This is a genomic window from Herbiconiux ginsengi (genome assembly GCF_900107435.1).
Lineage (GTDB): Bacteria > Actinomycetota > Actinomycetes > Actinomycetales > Microbacteriaceae > Herbiconiux > Herbiconiux ginsengi.
In genome coordinates, this window is record NZ_FNPZ01000002.1 from 237,148 (window position 1) to 254,207 (window position 17,060).

General features: G+C 69.1%; 17 protein-coding genes. All 17 read left to right on the forward strand.

Going from position 1 to position 17,060, the window contains the following annotated elements:
- Positions 1-14 precede the first annotated feature (14 nt).
- Positions 15-1,214 carry a chorismate synthase gene (gene aroC, locus BLW00_RS09415; protein WP_092552804.1) on the forward strand — a complete coding sequence of 400 codons (1,200 nt, stop codon included), beginning with the start codon at positions 15-17 and terminating at the stop codon, positions 1,212-1,214.
- Entirely contained in the window at positions 1,211-1,816 is a 606-nt protein-coding gene (locus BLW00_RS09420) for a shikimate kinase (RefSeq protein WP_092552807.1), read from the forward strand. The genes aroC and BLW00_RS09420 overlap by 4 nt, the downstream gene beginning before the upstream one ends.
- Entirely contained in the window at positions 1,813-2,892 is a 1,080-nt protein-coding gene (gene aroB / locus BLW00_RS09425) for a 3-dehydroquinate synthase (RefSeq protein ID WP_092552810.1), read from the forward strand. Before BLW00_RS09420 ends, aroB begins: the two co-directional genes overlap by 4 nt.
- Before the next feature lie 10 nt (positions 2,893-2,902).
- On the forward strand, positions 2,903-3,337 hold the full coding sequence (aroQ, locus tag BLW00_RS09430) for a type II 3-dehydroquinate dehydratase (RefSeq protein ID WP_092552813.1): 435 nt from the start codon (positions 2,903-2,905) through the stop codon (positions 3,335-3,337).
- Positions 3,338-3,401: 64 nt separating this feature from the next.
- The gene (gene efp, locus BLW00_RS09435) at positions 3,402-3,962 is read left to right on the forward strand and encodes an elongation factor P (protein WP_092552816.1); all 561 of its coding nucleotides are present in this window, start codon (positions 3,402-3,404) and stop codon (positions 3,960-3,962) included.
- A gap of 9 nt (positions 3,963-3,971) precedes the next feature.
- Positions 3,972-4,382 carry a transcription antitermination factor NusB gene (gene nusB, locus BLW00_RS09440; protein WP_092552819.1) on the forward strand — a complete coding sequence of 137 codons (411 nt, stop codon included), beginning with the start codon at positions 3,972-3,974 and terminating at the stop codon, positions 4,380-4,382.
- A 332-nt stretch (positions 4,383-4,714) separates the two neighbouring features.
- On the forward strand, positions 4,715-5,266 hold the full coding sequence (gene pyrR, locus BLW00_RS09445) for a bifunctional pyr operon transcriptional regulator/uracil phosphoribosyltransferase PyrR (protein ID WP_092552822.1): 552 nt from the start codon (positions 4,715-4,717) through the stop codon (positions 5,264-5,266).
- Positions 5,263-6,219, forward strand: coding sequence for an aspartate carbamoyltransferase catalytic subunit (locus BLW00_RS09450; protein WP_092552825.1), 957 nt, complete (start codon positions 5,263-5,265; stop codon positions 6,217-6,219). Before pyrR ends, BLW00_RS09450 begins: the two co-directional genes overlap by 4 nt.
- Entirely contained in the window at positions 6,216-7,574 is a 1,359-nt protein-coding gene (locus tag BLW00_RS09455) for a dihydroorotase (RefSeq protein WP_092552828.1), read from the forward strand. Before BLW00_RS09450 ends, BLW00_RS09455 begins: the two co-directional genes overlap by 4 nt.
- Positions 7,567-8,115 (forward strand): PH-like domain-containing protein, encoded by a 549-nt coding sequence (locus tag BLW00_RS09460; RefSeq protein WP_139256673.1) that lies wholly within the window; start codon positions 7,567-7,569, stop codon positions 8,113-8,115. Before BLW00_RS09455 ends, BLW00_RS09460 begins: the two co-directional genes overlap by 8 nt.
- Positions 8,112-9,284 carry a glutamine-hydrolyzing carbamoyl-phosphate synthase small subunit gene (gene carA, locus BLW00_RS09465; RefSeq protein WP_245741491.1) on the forward strand — a complete coding sequence of 391 codons (1,173 nt, stop codon included), beginning with the start codon at positions 8,112-8,114 and terminating at the stop codon, positions 9,282-9,284. The genes BLW00_RS09460 and carA overlap by 4 nt, the downstream gene beginning before the upstream one ends.
- Positions 9,284-12,574: a carbamoyl-phosphate synthase large subunit gene (gene carB, locus BLW00_RS09470; RefSeq protein ID WP_092552834.1), complete on the forward strand. Its 3,291-nt coding sequence runs from the start codon at positions 9,284-9,286 to the stop codon at positions 12,572-12,574. The genes carA and carB overlap by 1 nt, the downstream gene beginning before the upstream one ends.
- Complete coding sequence (gene pyrF, locus BLW00_RS09475; protein WP_092552837.1) at positions 12,571-13,425, forward strand: orotidine-5'-phosphate decarboxylase; 855 nt, start codon at positions 12,571-12,573, stop codon at positions 13,423-13,425. Before carB ends, pyrF begins: the two co-directional genes overlap by 4 nt.
- Positions 13,422-14,336, forward strand: coding sequence for a guanylate kinase (gmk, locus tag BLW00_RS09480; protein ID WP_092552839.1), 915 nt, complete (start codon positions 13,422-13,424; stop codon positions 14,334-14,336). The genes pyrF and gmk overlap by 4 nt, the downstream gene beginning before the upstream one ends.
- Before the next feature lie 7 nt (positions 14,337-14,343).
- Complete coding sequence (rpoZ, locus tag BLW00_RS09485) at positions 14,344-14,607, forward strand: DNA-directed RNA polymerase subunit omega (protein WP_092552842.1); 264 nt, start codon at positions 14,344-14,346, stop codon at positions 14,605-14,607.
- Positions 14,608-14,638: 31 nt separating this feature from the next.
- Positions 14,639-15,853 (forward strand): bifunctional phosphopantothenoylcysteine decarboxylase/phosphopantothenate--cysteine ligase CoaBC, encoded by a 1,215-nt coding sequence (gene coaBC, locus BLW00_RS09490; protein WP_175494211.1) that lies wholly within the window; start codon positions 14,639-14,641, stop codon positions 15,851-15,853.
- Entirely contained in the window at positions 15,850-17,058 is a 1,209-nt protein-coding gene (metK, locus tag BLW00_RS09495; RefSeq protein WP_092552850.1) for a methionine adenosyltransferase, read from the forward strand. Before coaBC ends, metK begins: the two co-directional genes overlap by 4 nt.
- Positions 17,059-17,060 lie beyond the last annotated feature (2 nt).

Consider the following 17,060-nt stretch of genomic DNA (forward strand, 5'->3'; position numbering starts at 1 on the left):
GGAAGATCGTAATCATGCTTCGTTGGCTCACAGCCGGCGAGTCCCACGGTCAAGAACTCATCGCGATCGTCGAAGGACTCCCGTCCGGCATCCCGGTTACCCTCGATCGACTCCGCGCGGATCTCGCGCGCCGCAAGCTCGGCTACGGCCGGGGAGCCCGGATGAAGTTCGAGCAGGACGAGTTGGCGATGACCGGTGGTGTCGTGCACGGCCGCACGCTCGGCAGCCCGGTCGCGGTGCGCATCGGCAACACCGAGTGGCCGAAGTGGACCGAGGTGATGGGCGTCGAGCCGCTCGACGAGGAGCTGCCCGGCAAGGGCCGCAGCGCCCCGCTCACGCGCCCGCGCCCGGGTCACGCCGACCTCGTGGGCATGCAGAAGTACGCGTTCGACGAGGCGCGCCCCATCCTCGAGCGCGCGAGCGCCCGCGAGACGGCGGCCCGCGTGGCGCTCGGCGCCATCGCCAAGGCCTTTCTCGAGCAGCTCGGCATCGAATTGGTGAGCCACACGCTGGCCATCGGCCCGGTTCGGGTGCCCGACGGCTCTCCGCTGCCGCGGCCGGGCGACGTCGACGCGCTCGACGCCGATCCGGTGCGCTGCTGGGATGCCGCGACCAGCGCGCTCATGGTGGCCGAGATCGATGACGCGCACAAGGAGGGCGACACCCTCGGCGGCGTCGTGGAGGTGCTCGCCTACGGTCTGCCGCCCGGACTCGGCTCCCACGTGCACTGGGACCGCCGGCTCGACTCGCAGCTGGCCGCCGCCCTCATGGGCATCCAGGCCATCAAGGGGGTCGAGGTCGGCGACGGCTTCGAGACCACCCGTCGCCGCGGCTCGGCCGCGCACGACGAGCTCTACCGCGAGGGCGACGAGATCACGCGGTCGACCGATCGCGCGGGAGGCACCGAGGGCGGCATGTCGACCGGCACCGTGCTGCGCGTGCGCGCCGGGATGAAACCGATCGCGACCGTTCCGCACGCCCTGCACACCATCGACGTGGCGACCGGAGAGGATGCGGCGGCGCACCACCAGCGTTCCGATGTCTGCGCCGTTCCTGCCGCCGGCGTGGTGGCCGAGGCGATGACGGCTCTGGTGCTCGCCAATGCGGTGCTGGAGAAGTTCGGCGGCGACTCGGTGGGGGAGACCCGACGCAACCTCGACTCGTACCTCGCCGCCATCCCCGCGGCCCTCCGAACCGACATCGCCCGCCCGTGACGCTCGTTCTGATCGGCCCGCCCGCCTCCGGCAAGTCGCGCATCGGCAAACGCCTCGCGCGCACGCTCGGCGTGGCGTTCGTCGACACCGACAAGCTCATCATCGAGAAGCACGGGCCGATCCCCGACATCTTCGCCACGCACGGCGAGCCCCATTTCCGCTCGATCGAGCGGGCCGAAGTGGTGCGGGCGCTCCGCTCCGACGCGGTGGTGTCGTTCGGTGGGGGAGCCGTGCTCGACCCGGACACGCAGCACGATCTCGCCGATCACGCGGTGGTGCTGCTCACTGTCGAGCCCCACGCCGTGATCGCACGGCTCGGAAACGGCAGACGGCCCCTGGTGCCCGACATCGACGCCTGGATCGCGCTCTACGAAAAACGGCGCGCCCTCTACGAGCGCCTGGCCGACCACACGGTCGATACCAGCGACCGGCCCACCGAGGAGATCGCGGCCGAGATCGCGGACTGGGCGCGCACCCGGCCGAACGCCCGGGCTCGCGCGACCGTCGACATCCGTTCCACCAGCAGCACCGACTTCACCAGCAGCACCGATTCCAGCAGCAGCACCGATTCCAGCAGCAGCACCGAGGAGACCGCCCGATGACCGCCGACGCCACCACCATCCCGGTGACCGGAGACACCGCCTACGACATCGTCGTGGGGCGCGGGGTGCTCGACCGCATCGGCGAGGGTCTGGGGCCCGGCGTCAAGAAGGTGCTCGTGGTGCATCCGCCGACCCTCGCCGTGCTCGCGGCGGAACTCCGCGAACAGCTGCTCGGCCGCTACGAGGTGCTGCTCGCCGAGGTACCGGATGCCGAAGCCGGCAAACGCGTCGAGGTGGCCGCCTTCTGCTGGCAGGTGATGGGTCAGGCCGATTTCACGCGCACCGACGCCGTGATCGGCTTCGGCGGCGGTGCCGTCACCGACCTCGCCGGCTTCGTGGCCGCCACCTGGCTCCGCGGAGTGACGCTCGTGCAGGTTCCGACGACTCTGCTCGGGGCAGTGGACGCCTCCGTGGGCGGCAAGACGGGCATCAACACCAACGAGGGCAAGAACCTCGTCGGAGCGTTCTACCCGCCGAGCATCGTGGTGGCCGACCTCGACCTGCTCACCAGCCTGCCGCGCAACGAGATCCTGGCCGGGTTCGCCGAGGTGGTGAAGGCCGGGTTCATCGCGGAGCCCGAGATCCTCGACATCATCGAAGCCGACGTCGATCGAGCCACCGATCCCTCCAGCGACGAGTTCCGGCGGCTGATCGAGCTCTCGATCGGGGTGAAGGCCCGCGTGGTGAGCAGCGATTTCAAGGAGGCCGGTCTCCGCGAGATCCTCAACTACGGGCACACGCTGGGGCACGCGATCGAGCACGCCGAGCGCTATCAGTGGCGGCACGGCGCGGCAGTGTCGGTGGGCATGGTCTACGCCGCCGAGCTGTCGCGGCTGACGGGCTCGCTGCCCGACGCCGTGGTCGACCGGCACCGCGAGATCCTCACGTCCCTCACCCTCCCGATCAGCTATCCGGCCGGCCGCTGGCAGACCCTGCTCGCCACGATGCAGCGCGACAAGAAGTCGCGCGGCGGCATGCTGCGCTTCATCGTGCTCGACGACATCGCCCGGCCCAGCGTGCTGCAGGGCCCGGAGACCGCGCTGCTGTTCGCCGCCTACCAAGAGATCGCGTCCTAAGGAGCACCCCATGGCATCCGTCCTCGTTCTGAACGGCCCGAACCTGGGGCGCCTCGGCAGCCGCGAACCGGATGTCTACGGGTCGCAGGATCTCGACTCGCTGCGTGAGTTGCTCGTCGCGACGGCCGACGGCCGGGTCGAGATCGACCTGCGGCAGACCAACGACGAAGCCGAGCTGATCTCGTGGCTCTACGAAGCCGTCGACACCGCGACCCCGGTCATCCTGAACCCGGCCGCGTTCACGCACTATTCCTACGCGCTGCGGGATGCCGCGGCCCTGGTGACCAAGGCGGGCATCCCGTTGATCGAGGTGCACATCTCGAACCCGCACGCGCGCGAGACCTTCCGGCACACCAGCGTGATCTCCGGCGTGGCGTCGGGGGTCATCGCGGGGTTCGGGTTCAGCTCCTACCGGCTGGCTCTTCAGGGCATCCTCGACGCCTGAGCTACACTCTTTCAGGACCGAAACGCCGGTCGCACCCCAGACTTCGAAACGGATCACCTCTTTCATGGCTTCAACGAACGACATCAAGAACGGCACCGTGCTGAGCATCGACGGTCAGCTCTGGAACGTCATCGAGTTCCAGCACGTCAAGCCCGGCAAGGGCGGGGCGTTCGTGCGCACCAAGATCAAGAACGTGATGACCGGCAAGGTCGTCGACCGCACCTTCAACGCCGGCGCCAAGATCGACACGGCCAATGTCGACCGCCGTGACTTCCAGTACCTCTACAAAGACGGCGACAGCTTCGTGTTCATGGACACGAGCGACTACGACCAGATCACCCTGCCGGCCACCATCGTGGGCGACGCGGCGAACTTCCTGCTCGAGCAGCAGACCGCCACGATCGCGCTCTCCGAGGGCGAGCCGCTCTACGTCGAGCTCCCGGCATCCGTGACCCTCGAGATCACCTACACCGAGCCGGGCCTGCAGGGCGACCGCTCGACCGGCGGCACCAAGCCCGCGACGGTCGAGACCGGCTACCAGATCCAGGTTCCGCTGTTCCTCGAGATCGGCACCAAGGTCAAGGTCGACACCCGCACGGGCGACTACCTCGGCCGCGTCAACTAGGCGCGGGCGTTGAGCGCACGCACGAAGGCCCGCAAGCGCGCCCTCGACATCCTGTACGCCGCCGATGTGCGGCAGATCCCGATCGCCGAATCGCTCGCCTCCGAGGCGACCCGGGCGGCGAGCGAGCCGGATCGGCAGAACTCCTGGCTCTATGCCCGCGAGATCGTCGACGGCGTCGTCGACCACTTCTCGGAGATCGACGAGACGATCCAGACCTATTCGCAGGGCTGGACCATCGCGCGCATGCCCACGATCGACCGCGCCCTGCTGCGCATCGCGATCTGGGAGATCCTCTACAACGACGAAGTGCCGGCATCGGTCGCCATCTCGGAGGCCGTGGAGGCCGCGAAGACGCTCTCCACGGAGGATTCCTCGAGCTTCATCAACGGCGTGCTGGGCAAGGTCGCCGAGAGCAGCTAGGGTCCTCCCTCCACTTTTCCGCGATGCGCCGGCCTTCAGCTGGCGCATCGTCTTGTGCTCGCGCCGCCGCTACTGCGGCGCGGTCGCGGCCTCGGCCTGGGTCGTCCCGGCCCGGCCCGCGGCTTTCACCACTGTTCTCATTACTCATTCGCCAAAAAAGGTCGGAATTGAGGGTGTCGTTGCGGCGTGTTTTGGCGTTTCGACACTCACGAGGGTGCAGAAGCAGAACCACTCCGATGGCCCGCGGGATGCGTTGCCGCTGGTAAGGTGGACGACGGTAACAACAGACATCCTTTAAGTCCGTCCGAGAGGCGGGGAAGGAGGTCGGTCGCATGGCGCGCACAGTGCTGCAGCAGGCTGACATAGCCCGGGCGTTGACTCGGATCTCGCACGAGATCCTGGAGTCCAACCGGGGAGCGAACGATCTGGTCATCCTCGGCATCCCGACCCGCGGGGTGGTCCTCGCCGATCGGATCGGTCGGATCATCGCCGGCATCGAGCAGGGCACCGACCCGAGTGCGATCGTCGGTTCTCTCGACATCACGATGTACCGCGACGACCTCGCGCGGCATCCCACCCGCACACCGAGCCCCACCCAGGTGCCGCGGCAGGGCATCGACGGCAAGACCGTGGTGCTCGTCGACGACGTGCTCTACTCGGGGCGCACCATCCGCGCCGCCCTCGACGCCCTGAACGACCTGGGTCGCCCTCGCGTGGTGCGGCTCGCGACCCTCGTCGACCGCGGTCACCGCGACCTGCCGATCCGCGCCGACTTCGTGGGCAAGAATCTGCCCACCTCACGCGAAGAGCGCATCAACGTGAGACTGACCGAGATCGACGGCACCGAAGAAGTGAGCATCGAGGAGGCGACGAGCGAGCGATGAGACATCTCCTCAGCACCAAAGACCTCGGCCGGGCAGAGGCGATCCAGATCCTCGACATCGCCGAAGACATGGCCGACGTGCAGAACCGGGAGGTGAAGAAGCTCCCCACTCTGCGCGGCAAGACCGTCGTGAACCTCTTCTTCGAAGACTCCACCCGCACCCGCATCTCCTTCGAGGCCGCCGCCAAGCGCCTCTCGGCCGACGTCATCAACTTCTCGGCCAAGGGTTCGAGCGTGTCGAAGGGCGAGAGCCTCAAGGACACGGCGCAGACCCTCGCCGCGATGGGCGCCGACGGCGTCGTCATCCGACACTCCGCATCGGGCGCACCGCAGGTGCTCGCGCAGAGCGACTGGATCGACGCGGGCGTGGTGAACGCGGGAGACGGCACCCACGAGCATCCGACGCAGGCTCTGCTCGACGCCTTCACGATGCGCCGGCGCCTGTTCCCCGGCGACAGCCGCGGCCGGGGGCTCGACGGGGTGAGTGTCGTGATCGTGGGCGACATCCTGCACTCCCGCGTCGCCCGCTCGAACCTCTGGCTCCTGGGCACCCTCGGCGCCACCGTCACCTTCGTCGCGCCCGCCACGCTCGTGCCCGTCGGCGCCGACACCTGGCCGGTCGACCTCAGTTTCGATCTCGACGCCACGCTCGCGCTGATGCAGCCCGACGTGGTGATGATGCTGCGCATCCAGAGCGAGCGGATGAACGCCGCCTACTTCCCCTCCGCCCGCGAATACGGGCGGCAGTGGGGGCTCGACGACGAGCGCCTGGCCCGGCTGCGCCCGGATAGCATTGTCATGCACCCCGGACCGATGAATCGCGGTCTGGAGATCTCGGCCGGAGCGGCCGACTCCGCGCAGTCGACGGTTCTCGAACAGGTCGCGAACGGGGTGTCCATCCGGATGGCAGTGCTCTATCTGCTCCTGTCCGGCGAACGAGAGGCCTTGAGTTGAGCGAGTCCAGCTACCTGCTGAAGGGCGCGACGCTTCCGAACGGCCAGGCGGCCGACATCCTGATCCAGGATGGGCGGATCACCTCGACCGCGCCCGGCTCGTCGGCCCCGTCGGGCGCGGTCGTCGTCGACGCCGCCGGCCTGGTCGCCCTGCCGGGCCTCGTCGACCTGCACACCCACCTCCGCGAGCCCGGCTTCGAGCAGAGCGAGACGGTGCTCACCGGAACGCGGGCCGCCGCCGCCGGCGGCTTCACGAGCGTGTTCGCCATGGCCAACACGATGCCGGTCTCCGACACGGCCGGCGTGGTGGAGCAGGTGCAGTCGCTCGGCGACGCCGCCGGCTACGCCACGGTGCGCCCGATCGGCGCCGTGACCGTGGGACTCGCCGGCGAACGCCTCAGCGAGATCGGCGCCATGGCGCAGTCCCGCGCCGCCGTGCGGGTGTTCTCCGACGACGGCAAGTGCGTGCACGACTCGCTGCTCATGCGCCGGGCGCTCGAATACGTGAAGACCTTCGACGGCGTCATCGCGCAGCACGCGCAAGACCCGCGGCTCACCGAGAACGCCCAGATGAACGAAGGCGCGCTCTCCTCCGAGCTCGGTCTCAAGGGCTGGCCCGCCGTGGCCGAGGAGTCGATCATCGCCCGCGACGTGCTGCTGGCCGAACACGTCGGCGCCCGCCTGCACATCTGCCACCTCTCGACGGCCGGATCGGTCGACGTCGTCCGCTGGGCGAAGGCACGCGGCATCCCGGTCACCGCCGAGGCGACCCCGCACCACCTGCTGCTCACCGAAGACCTCATCCGCAGTTACGACGCCCGCTACAAGGTGAACCCGCCGCTGCGCCGCGACGAAGACGTGCAGGCCCTGCGCGCGGGCGTCGCCGACGGCACCATCGACATCGTCGCGACCGACCACGCGCCGCATCCGCGCGAGTCGAAGGAGAGCGAGTGGGATGCCGCCTCCTTCGGCATGGTGGGCCTCGAGTCGGCCCTGCCGGTCGTACAGACCGCCCTCGTCGACACCGGGCTCCTCGGCTGGGACGACGTGGCCCGCGTGCTCTCCACCACCCCGGCTCGGATCGGCCGCCTGAACGGCCACACCCACTCCTTCGAGGAGGGTGCGCCGGCCAACCTCACCCTGGTCGACCCGGCCGACCGCAGCACCTTCACCCTCGACCGTCTGGCCGGCAAGAGCCAGAACACGCCGTTCGAGGGCGTGACGCTCGCCGGCCGGGTGCGCTGGACCTTCCACCACGGCTTCCCGACGCTCCGCGACGGCGAACTCGCCTCGATCGAGGAGGCCGCGGCTCATGCCCGCCACCTCGCCCGCGAGGGGGTGCCCGCCCATGGCTAGAGTGCTGCCCGCCGTGCTCGTCACGGCCCTCGCGCTGCTGCTGCTCGCCGCCATGTTCTGGGCCTGGCGGGCCCGCAACAAGCGCCAGACGGCCTTCCACCGGCCGCTCGAGGCGCCGGAGATCGATGCCCGCGGCGCCGAACTCGGCCGCGCCTCCGTTCTCTACGTGGCCACCACCACCGCCGGCGAACCGCTCGATCGGCTCACCATCCCGGGGCTCGCGTTCCGCGGTCGCGGCACGGTGACCGTGTTCGAGCAGGGGGTGTCGCTCATCATCCCCGGCGAGCCGGAGACGTTCGTCCCGCGCGAGAGCCTGCGCTCGGTCGGCACCTCCACCTGGGCCATCGACCGGGTGGTCGAGACCGGCGGCCTGGTGCGCTTCGACTGGACCTACCAGGCCGCGACCGGCCCGGCCGAGGTGGAGAGCTACGTGCGCGCCATCGAGCTGGGCGATGCCACCCGCCTGATCCGAGCCGCGAACGCGATCGTCCCGGCTTCACAGACCCCGCTTCATACGCAACAGGAAGGACCCTCGTCGTGATCTCAACCGAACCCGCCGTGCTCGTGCTGGAAGACGGTCGACGCTACGAAGGCCGAGCCTACGGAGCCCGTGGCCGCACCCTCGGCGAGGCGGTCTTCGCCACCGGCATGACCGGCTACCAGGAGACGCTGACCGACCCGAGCTACGCTGGGCAGATCGTCATGCAGACGGCACCGCACATCGGCAACACGGGCGTGAACGACACCGACAAGGAGTCGTCGAAGATCTGGGTGGCCGGCTACGTGGTGCGCGACCCCTCCCGGGTCGTGTCGAATTTCCGCGCCCAGCGCAGCCTCGACGACGACCTGGCCACCGACGGCGTGGTGGGCATCTCCGGCATCGACACCCGCGCGGTGACCCGGCACATCCGCTCCTTCGGGGCGATGCGCGCCGGCATCTTCTCGGGGGCCGACTACGAACTCAGCCAGACCGAACAGCTCGGCGCCGTGCGCTCGGGCGCCGAGATGGCCGGGCGCAAGCTCTCGGAGGTCGTGTCGACCCCGGAGCGCTACCAGGTGCCGGCGGTGGGGGAGCGGATCGGCTCCGTGGCCGTGCTCGACCTCGGGGTGAAGACCTCGACGCTCAACTACCTCGCCGAGCGCGGCTTCGACGTGGAGGTGCTTCCCGAGTCGGTCACGGCCGACGAGGTGCGCGCACTGGAGCCCGATGCGCTCTTCTACAGCAACGGCCCCGGTGACCCCGAGGCCTCGGAGAGCCACGTAGAGCTGCTGCAGGACGTGCTGCGCGGCGGCACGCCCTACTTCGGCATCTGCTTCGGCAACCAGCTACTCGGCCGGGCGCTCGGCTTCGGCACCTACAAGCTGCCCTTCGGACACCGCGGAATCAACCAACCGGTACTCGACCGCACCACGGGCCGGGTGGAGATCACCAGCCAGAACCACGGCTTCGCGGTCGACGCCCCGCGCGAGGGCGTGGTCGACTCGCCGGCCGGCTTCGGCCGCGTCGAGGTGAGCCACGTGAGCCTCAACGACGACGTGGTGGAGGGCATCCGCTGCCTCGACATCGACGCCTTCTCGGTGCAGTACCACCCCGAGGCGGCCGCCGGCCCCCACGACTCCATGTACCTCTTCGACCGCTTCCGCGACATGATCCTCGCGAAGAAGGCCGCCCCCGAAATCGATGCTTCCTCTGAAGGAGACCACCAGTAATGCCCAAGAGAGAAGACATCCAGAGCGTTCTCGTCATCGGCTCCGGGCCGATCGTGATCGGCCAGGCCTGCGAGTTCGACTACTCCGGCACCCAGGCCTGCCGCGTGCTCCGCGAGGAGGGCGTGCGCGTCATCCTGGTGAACTCCAACCCGGCCACCATCATGACCGACCCCGACTTCGCCGACGCCACCTACGTGGAGCCGATCACCTGGCAGGTCATCGAGAAGATCATCGCCAAGGAGAAGCCCGACGCGATCCTGCCGACGCTGGGTGGTCAGACCGCGTTGAACGCGGCCATCCAGCTGCACGAGCACGGCATCCTCGAGAAGTACGGCGTGGAGCTCATCGGCGCCAACTTCGAGGCGATCAACAAGGGCGAAGACCGCCAGATCTTCAAGCAGCTCGTGATCGACGCGGGAGCCGACGTGGCTCGCTCCCACATCGCACACACCGTCGAAGAGGCGATCGGATTCGCCGAGGACCTCGGCTACCCGCTGGTCGTGCGCCCGTCGTTCACCATGGGCGGGCTCGGCTCGGGCTTCGCCTACACCGAGGAGGAGCTGCGCCGTATCGTCGGCGACGGCCTGCACCAGAGCCCCACCACCGAGGTGCTGCTCGAGGAGTCGATCCTCGGCTGGAAGGAATACGAGCTCGAGCTGATGCGCGACACGGCCGACAACACGGTCGTGGTGTGTTCGATCGAGAACGTCGACCCGGTCGGCGTGCACACCGGCGACTCGATCACCGTGGCGCCCGCGCTCACGCTGACCGACCGCGAATACCAGAAGCTGCGCGACATCGGCATCGACATCATCCGCGCCGTGGGCGTCGACACCGGCGGCTGCAACATCCAGTTCGCGGTCGACCCGGCGAACGGCCGCATCATCGTGATCGAGATGAACCCGCGCGTGTCCCGGTCGTCGGCTCTCGCGTCGAAGGCCACCGGCTTCCCGATCGCGAAGATCGCCGCGAAGCTCGCCATCGGCTACCGGCTCGACGAGATCCCGAACGACATCACGAAGGTGACCCCGGCCTCGTTCGAGCCCACGCTCGACTACGTCGTCGTGAAAGTGCCGCGCTTCGCCTTCGAGAAGTTCCCGGCCGCCGACCCCACCCTCACCACCACCATGAAGTCGGTGGGTGAGGCGATGGCCATCGGCCGCAACTACTCGCAGGCGCTGCAGAAGGCGCTGCGTTCGCTCGAGAAGCGCGGCTCCTCGTTCCACTGGGAGCCGCTCAGCGCCTCGAAAGAGGAGCTGCTCGCCATCGCCGCGGTGCCGACGGACGGTCGGATCGTGACCGTGCAGCAGGCCCTGCGTGCGGGCGCCACGATCGAGGAGGTCTTCGAGGCCACCAAGATCGATCCGTGGTTCATCGACCAGATCGTGCTGATCAACGAAGTGGCCGAGGCCATCCACGCGTCGGAGAACGCCGACACCGCGATGTTCACGCTGGCCAAGGAGCACGGCTTCTCGGATGCCCAGATCGCATCGCTGCGCGGCTTCGGCGAGAAGGAGGTGCGCGAGGTGCGGCACATCCTCGGCATCCGCCCGGTGTACAAGACGGTCGACACCTGCGCGGGGGAGTTCCCGGCGCTCACGCCGTATCACTACTCGAGCTACGACCTCGAGACCGAGGTCGAGCCGTCGGACCGCCGCAAGGTCGTCATCCTGGGCTCGGGCCCGAACCGCATCGGACAGGGCGTGGAGTTCGACTACTCCTGCGTTCACGCCTCGTTCGCGCTCTCGGACGCCGGGTTCGAGACGATCATGATCAACTGCAACCCCGAGACCGTCTCGACCGACTACGACACCTCCGACCGCCTGTACTTCGAGCCGTTGACGCTCGAAGACGTGCTGGAGGTCATTCACGCCGAGTCGCAGTCGGGGGAGCTCGTCGGCGTCGTCGTCCAGCTCGGCGGACAGACGGCCCTGGGCCTGGCGAAAGGCCTCGAGGAGGCCGGCGTGCCGATCCTCGGCACGACTCCGGATGCGATCGATCTCGCCGAGGAGCGCGGGCTGTTCTCGGGCATCCTCGACGCCGCCGGCATCCTGGCGCCGAAGAACGGCACCGCCACCGACTACGAGTCCGCTGTCGCGGTGGCCGAGGAGATCGGCTTCCCGGTGCTCGTGCGCCCCTCCTACGTGCTGGGCGGCCGCGGCATGGAGATCGTCTACGACACCCCCTCGCTCGCCGACTACTTCGAGCGGATCGCCGGTCAGGGCATGGTGGGCGTCGCCAATCCGCTGCTGGTCGACCGCTTCCTCGACGACGCCATCGAGATCGACGTCGACGCGCTGTACGACGGGCACCAGCTCTACATCGGCGGCATCATGGAGCACCTCGAGGAGGCCGGCATCCACTCCGGCGACTCCAGCTGCACGCTGCCGCCCGTGACGCTCGGCCGCGACCAGATCAACCACGTGCGCGAGGCGACACTCGCCATCGCGCAGGGCATCGGCGTGCAGGGGCTGCTGAACGTGCAGTTCGCCATCGGCGCCGGCATCCTCTACGTGCTCGAGGCGAACCCGCGGGCGTCGCGCACCGTGCCCTTCGTCTCGAAGGCGCTCGGCATCCCGCTCGCCAAGGCCGCGTCGCGCATCATGGTGGGCTCGACCATCGAAGAGCTGAAGGCCGAGGGGATGCTCCCGGTACAGGACGGCTCGATCGTGCCGCTCGACTCGCCGGTGGCCGTGAAGGAGGCGGTGCTGCCGTTCAAGCGGTTCCGCACCAAGGAAGGCCTCATCGTCGACTCCGTGCTCGGCCCGGAGATGCGCTCGACCGGCGAGGTCATGGGCATCGACCGCGACTTCCCGCGGGCCTTCGCGAAGAGTCAGGAGGCCGCGTACGGCGGCATGCCGACATCCGGCACCGTGTTCGTCTCGGTGTCCGACCGCGACAAGCGGGCCATCGTGCTGCCGGTGCTGCGACTGCAGCAGCTCGGCTTCGAGATCCTCGCGACGAGCGGCACGGCGGAGGTGCTGAACCGCAACGGCATCCACGCCCGCCTGGTGGCGAAGTACTCCGAGGGACGCGACGGCGAAGGCGGCGAGACCGTGGTCGACCTGATCAACGCGAACAAGGTCGACATCGTCATCAACACGCCGAGCGGCCGGTCGGCGCGGGCCGACGGCTACGAGATCCGTGCCGCCGCGGTGGCCGCCGACAAGCCGCTGTTCACGACGATCGCCCAGCTCGGCGCGGCCGTGGCCTCCTTCGACGCGCTCTCCGAGGGCTTCGAGGTGACCTCGCTGCAGGAGTACGCGACCGCGCGGAGCGCCCGCGGATGACCGCAGCACAGCCCAGCTTCGGGGAGCGTCTCGACTCCGCCATCGCGGCGAGCGGTCGCCTCTGCGTGGGCATCGACCCGCATCCGTACCTCCTCGAGGCGTGGGGACTCCCCACGAGCGCCGACGGGGCGCGGAGCTTCGGCCTCGCGGTCGTGTCGGCGGCTGCCGGACGCGTCGGCGTCGTGAAGGCGCAGGTCGCGTTCTTCGAGGCCTACGGCGCGGCAGGCTTCGCGGCCCTGGAAGATGTGCTGGCCGCGGCCCGGGCCGCGGGACTCCTCGTGATCGGCGACGCGAAGCGCGGCGACATCGGCTCCACCAACGACGGCTACGCGAGCGCCTGGCTCGAACCGGGGGCTCCGCTCGAGGTCGACGCGCTCACCGTGACCGCATTCACCGGCGTCGGCGCCCTCAGCGGCCTGTTCGACCGGGCCGAGGCGAACGGCAAGGGCGTGTTCGTGCTGAGCGCGACGTCGAACCCCGAGTCCCGCGTGCTGCAGACGGCGCGAACGGATGCCGGCGCCACCGTGTCGAGGCTCGTCGCCGACGAGGTGGCCGCCCGCAACACCGACCGCACCCGGCTCGGCGACTTCGGCCTGGTGCTCGGCGCCACGAAACGCCTCGACGACTACGGCTTCACCAACGAGGCCGTGCGGGCGTTGTCCACCACCCCCGTACTCGCTCCGGGCTTCGGCTTCCAGGGCGCGGAGTTCTCGCAGCTGACGAGCGTCTTCGGCCCGCTCGCGCCGAACGTGCTCGTGGCCGTGTCGCGGTCGATCCTGCAGCACGGCGCATCCGGTCTCGCCGACGCGATCGACGCCGACGTCGCCCACCTGGCCGGGGTGAACCGGTGAAGCCGCCCGAAGTCGACCGCGTCGCCGCCTCCCGCGCCGCCGTTGCCGCCCGGCGTGCACGTGCCTCCGTGAAGCGCGCCGTGAACGAGCGACGGCTGAGTGCCGTGGCCGTGCTCGACACCGCTCTCTCGTCGACCGAGAGCGTCGAAGCGACGATGCGGGTGCGCGATCTGCTGCTCAGCATCCCGGGCCTCGGTCCGGTGCGGGTCGACCGCATCATGGGGCGGCTCGAGATCGCCGCGTCGAAGCGGCTCTCCGGTCTGGGCGTGCACCAGCAGCAGCGGTTACGCGAGTTCCTGGTGAAGCGGGCGCCGCGGGTCGAGCAGCCGGAGCAGAGCCGGCTGGTGGTGCTCGCCGGGCCGACGGCCGTGGGCAAGGGCACCGTCTCCACCTACATCCGCGAGAACTACCCGGAGGTGCTTCTCTCGGTCTCGGCCACCACTCGGGCGCCGCGGCCCGGCGAGGTCGACGGCGTGAGCTACTACTTCATCGACGACGACGAGTTCGACCGGATGGTCGCGGCCGGCGAATTCCTCGAGTGGGCGGTGGTGCACAACAAGTCGCGCTACGGCACGCCGCGCACCCCGATCGACACCGCCCTCTCGGCCGGGCGCAGCGTTCTGCTCGAGATCGACATCCAGGGCGCACGCCAGGTCAAGGCCGCCATGCCCGAGGCCACGCTGGTGTTCCTGCTGCCGCCGACCTGGGAGGAATTGGTGCGCCGATTGATCGGCCGCGGCACCGAATCGCTCGAGGAACAGGAGCGCCGGCTCACCACCGCGCGGGTCGAATTGGCGGCCCAAGACGAGTTCGATCACCGCGTCGTGAACCGGGATGTGCAGGCGGCGGCGGCGGAGGTCGTAGAATTGATGCAGATTCAGAAGGCGATCGACCTTCACGGCAAGGAGTAACCACACAATGGCCACCAACAAGCTCGGCATCATCGACCCGCCCATCGACGAACTTCTCTCGAAGGTCGACTCGAAGTACGCCCTCGTGATCTTCGCGTCCAAGCGCGCCCGCCAGATCAACGACTACTACGCCGACCTGCACGAAGGCAGCCTGTTCGACAATGTCGGACCGCTCGTCGACTCCACGATCGACGACAAGCCGCTGTCGGTCGCCATGCACGAGATCAACGAGGACAAGCTCGAGGTCCGTCCCGCCGCACCGATCGAGTAGACCGCACCGGCGCATCCGGAACGGCTTCCAATTGAACATCGTCGTCGGGATCACGGGTGGCATCGCGGCCTACAAGGCCGTGAACGTCATCCGTGGTCTCGTTCTCGCCGGACATGACGTGCACGTCGTGGCCACCGAGGCGGCTCTCCGCTTCGTCGGCCGGCCGACCCTCGAGGCCATCTCGCGCAACACGGTGAACACGGATCTCTACGAGGCCGTCGCGGAGGTGCGGCACGTCGCCATCGGGCAGGCCGCCGACCTGATCGTGATCGCCCCGGCGACCGCGAACACCATCGCGAAACTCGCGGCCGGTCTCGCCGACGACCTGCTCGGCAACACCGTGCTGGCGTCGAAGGCCCCGCTCGTCATCGCACCGGCGATGCACACCGAGATGTGGCAGAACCCGGCGACCGTGGCCAACATCCGCACGCTCGAATCGCGGGGGGTGCACCTGGTCGGTCCGGTCAGCGGTCAGCTCACCGGCAAGGACTCGGGTGCCGGACGGATGGCCGAGCCCGACGACATCGTGCGCGGGGCGCTGGCCGTCGCGGCCTCCGCTTCTGCTCGTCTGCGCGATCTCGAGGGCCGCTCGGTGCTCGTCACGGCCGGCGGCACGCGCGAACCCCTCGACCCGGTGCGCTACATCGGCAACCGTTCCAGCGGGCGCCAGGGCATCGCCATCGCCCGTGCTGCCCAGGCGCGCGGCGCCCGGGTGACGCTGATCGCCGCGCACGTGGAGGTCGAGCTGCCGACCGGCATCGAGATCGTGCGCGTGGAGACCACGGCCGAACTGCTCGACGCCGCCACCGCGGCGGCGCCCCTGCACGACCTCGTGATCATGGCGGCGGCCGTGGCCGACTACCGGCCCGTCAGCGTCTCCGACGACAAGATCAAGAAGGCCCACACGGGAGACCGTCTCACACTCGAGCTGGTGCAGAACCCCGACATCCTGGCCACGCTCTCGCACGCCGAGCGCGACGGTCGGCTGATCGTCGGCTTCGCCGCGGAGACCGCCACCGATCGCGACGACCTGATCCGGCTCGGCCGCGAGAAGATCGCGCGCAAAGGCTGCGACTACCTCGTCGTGAACGGGGTCGGCTGGACCACGGGATTCGCGCGCGACGACAACTCGGTCACCGTGCTCGACGCCTCCGGCGCTATAGTTTTCGAGGCATCCGGCAGCAAATCATCGGTGGCCGATGACATCCTCGGAGTGTTCGCCACCGCCCTATCAGGAGCAGAATGACCTCTCTTCGCCTCTTCACCTCCGAGTCCGTCACCGAGGGCCACCCCGACAAGATCTGCGACCAGATCTCCGACAGCATCCTCGACGCCCTGCTGACGGTCGATCCGCACTCGCGGGTGGCCGTGGAGACCCTCGTCACCACGGGCCTCGTGCACGTGGCCGGCGAAGTGACCACGAAGGGCTACGTCGAGATCCCCGCGATCGTGCGCGAGAAGATCACCTCGATCGGCTACACCTCCTCCGATGTCTGGTTCGACGGCCGCTCCTGCGGCGTCTCCGTGTCGATCGGCGGGCAGTCGCCCGACATCGCGCAGGGCGTCAACAACGCGTTCGAGACGCGCGAAGGCTCGTCGACCGATGAGGTCGACCGCCAGGGTGCGGGCGACCAGGGCATCATGTTCGGCTACGCCACCACCGAGACCCCGCAGCTGATGCCGCTGCCGATCTGGCTGGCCCACCGGCTCTCGGAGCGGCTCGCCGCCGTGCGCAAGGAGGGCATGCTCGACTACCTGCGGCCCGACGGAAAGACCCAGGTCACCATCGGGTACGACGGCGTCGTGCCGAAGACGGTCGACACCGTGGTGCTCTCCACCCAGCATTCGCCGAAGGTCGGGCTCGACCAGCTGCGCCACGACGTGGAGGCCACGGTCATCCGACCCGTGCTCGACGCAGCCGAGGAGGGCGGGCTGAAGCTCGACTCATCCGACGTGCGGGTGCTGATCAACCCCACCGGCGTGTTCGAGATCGGCGGCCCGCAGGGCGATGCCGGTCTCACCGGCCGGAAGATCATCGTCGACACCTATGGCGGGGCATCCCGCCACGGCGGGGGCGCCTTCAGCGGCAAAGACCCGTCGAAGGTCGACCGCTCGGCCGCCTACGCGATGCGCTGGGTGGCGAAGAACGCGGTTGCCGCCGGACTGGCCTCTCGGCTCGAAGTGCAGATCGCCTACGCCATCGGCAAGGCCGCCCCCGTGGGCTTCTACGTGGAGACCTTCGGCACCGGCGTGGTCTCCGACGAGGTCATCACCGAGGCGCTTCGCGAGGTGTTCGACCTGCGGCCCGCCGCGATCATCGAAGACCTCGATCTGCTGCGCCCGATCTACGCCCGCACGGCCACCTACGGCCACTTCGGCCGGGAGCTCCCCGAGTTCACCTGGGAGCGTCTCGACCGGGTCGAGGAGATCCGCACCGCCGCAGGCCTGTAGTC

Coding starts and splice junctions, on each gene's coding strand:
- aroC (WP_092552804.1), top strand. CDS start 15: ATGCTTCGTTGGCTCACAGCCGGCGAGTCCCACGGTCAAGAACTCATC.
- aroB (WP_092552810.1), top strand. CDS start 1,813: ATGACCGCCGACGCCACCACCATCCCGGTGACCGGAGACACCGCCTAC.
- aroQ (WP_092552813.1), top strand. CDS start 2,903: ATGGCATCCGTCCTCGTTCTGAACGGCCCGAACCTGGGGCGCCTCGGC.
- efp (WP_092552816.1), top strand. CDS start 3,402: ATGGCTTCAACGAACGACATCAAGAACGGCACCGTGCTGAGCATCGAC.
- pyrR (WP_092552822.1), top strand. CDS start 4,715: ATGGCGCGCACAGTGCTGCAGCAGGCTGACATAGCCCGGGCGTTGACT.
- BLW00_RS09450 (WP_092552825.1), top strand. CDS start 5,263: ATGAGACATCTCCTCAGCACCAAAGACCTCGGCCGGGCAGAGGCGATC.
- BLW00_RS09460 (WP_139256673.1), top strand. CDS start 7,567: ATGGCTAGAGTGCTGCCCGCCGTGCTCGTCACGGCCCTCGCGCTGCTG.
- carB (WP_092552834.1), top strand. CDS start 9,284: ATGCCCAAGAGAGAAGACATCCAGAGCGTTCTCGTCATCGGCTCCGGG.
- pyrF (WP_092552837.1), top strand. CDS start 12,571: ATGACCGCAGCACAGCCCAGCTTCGGGGAGCGTCTCGACTCCGCCATC.
- rpoZ (WP_092552842.1), top strand. CDS start 14,344: ATGGCCACCAACAAGCTCGGCATCATCGACCCGCCCATCGACGAACTT.
- metK (WP_092552850.1), top strand. CDS start 15,850: ATGACCTCTCTTCGCCTCTTCACCTCCGAGTCCGTCACCGAGGGCCAC.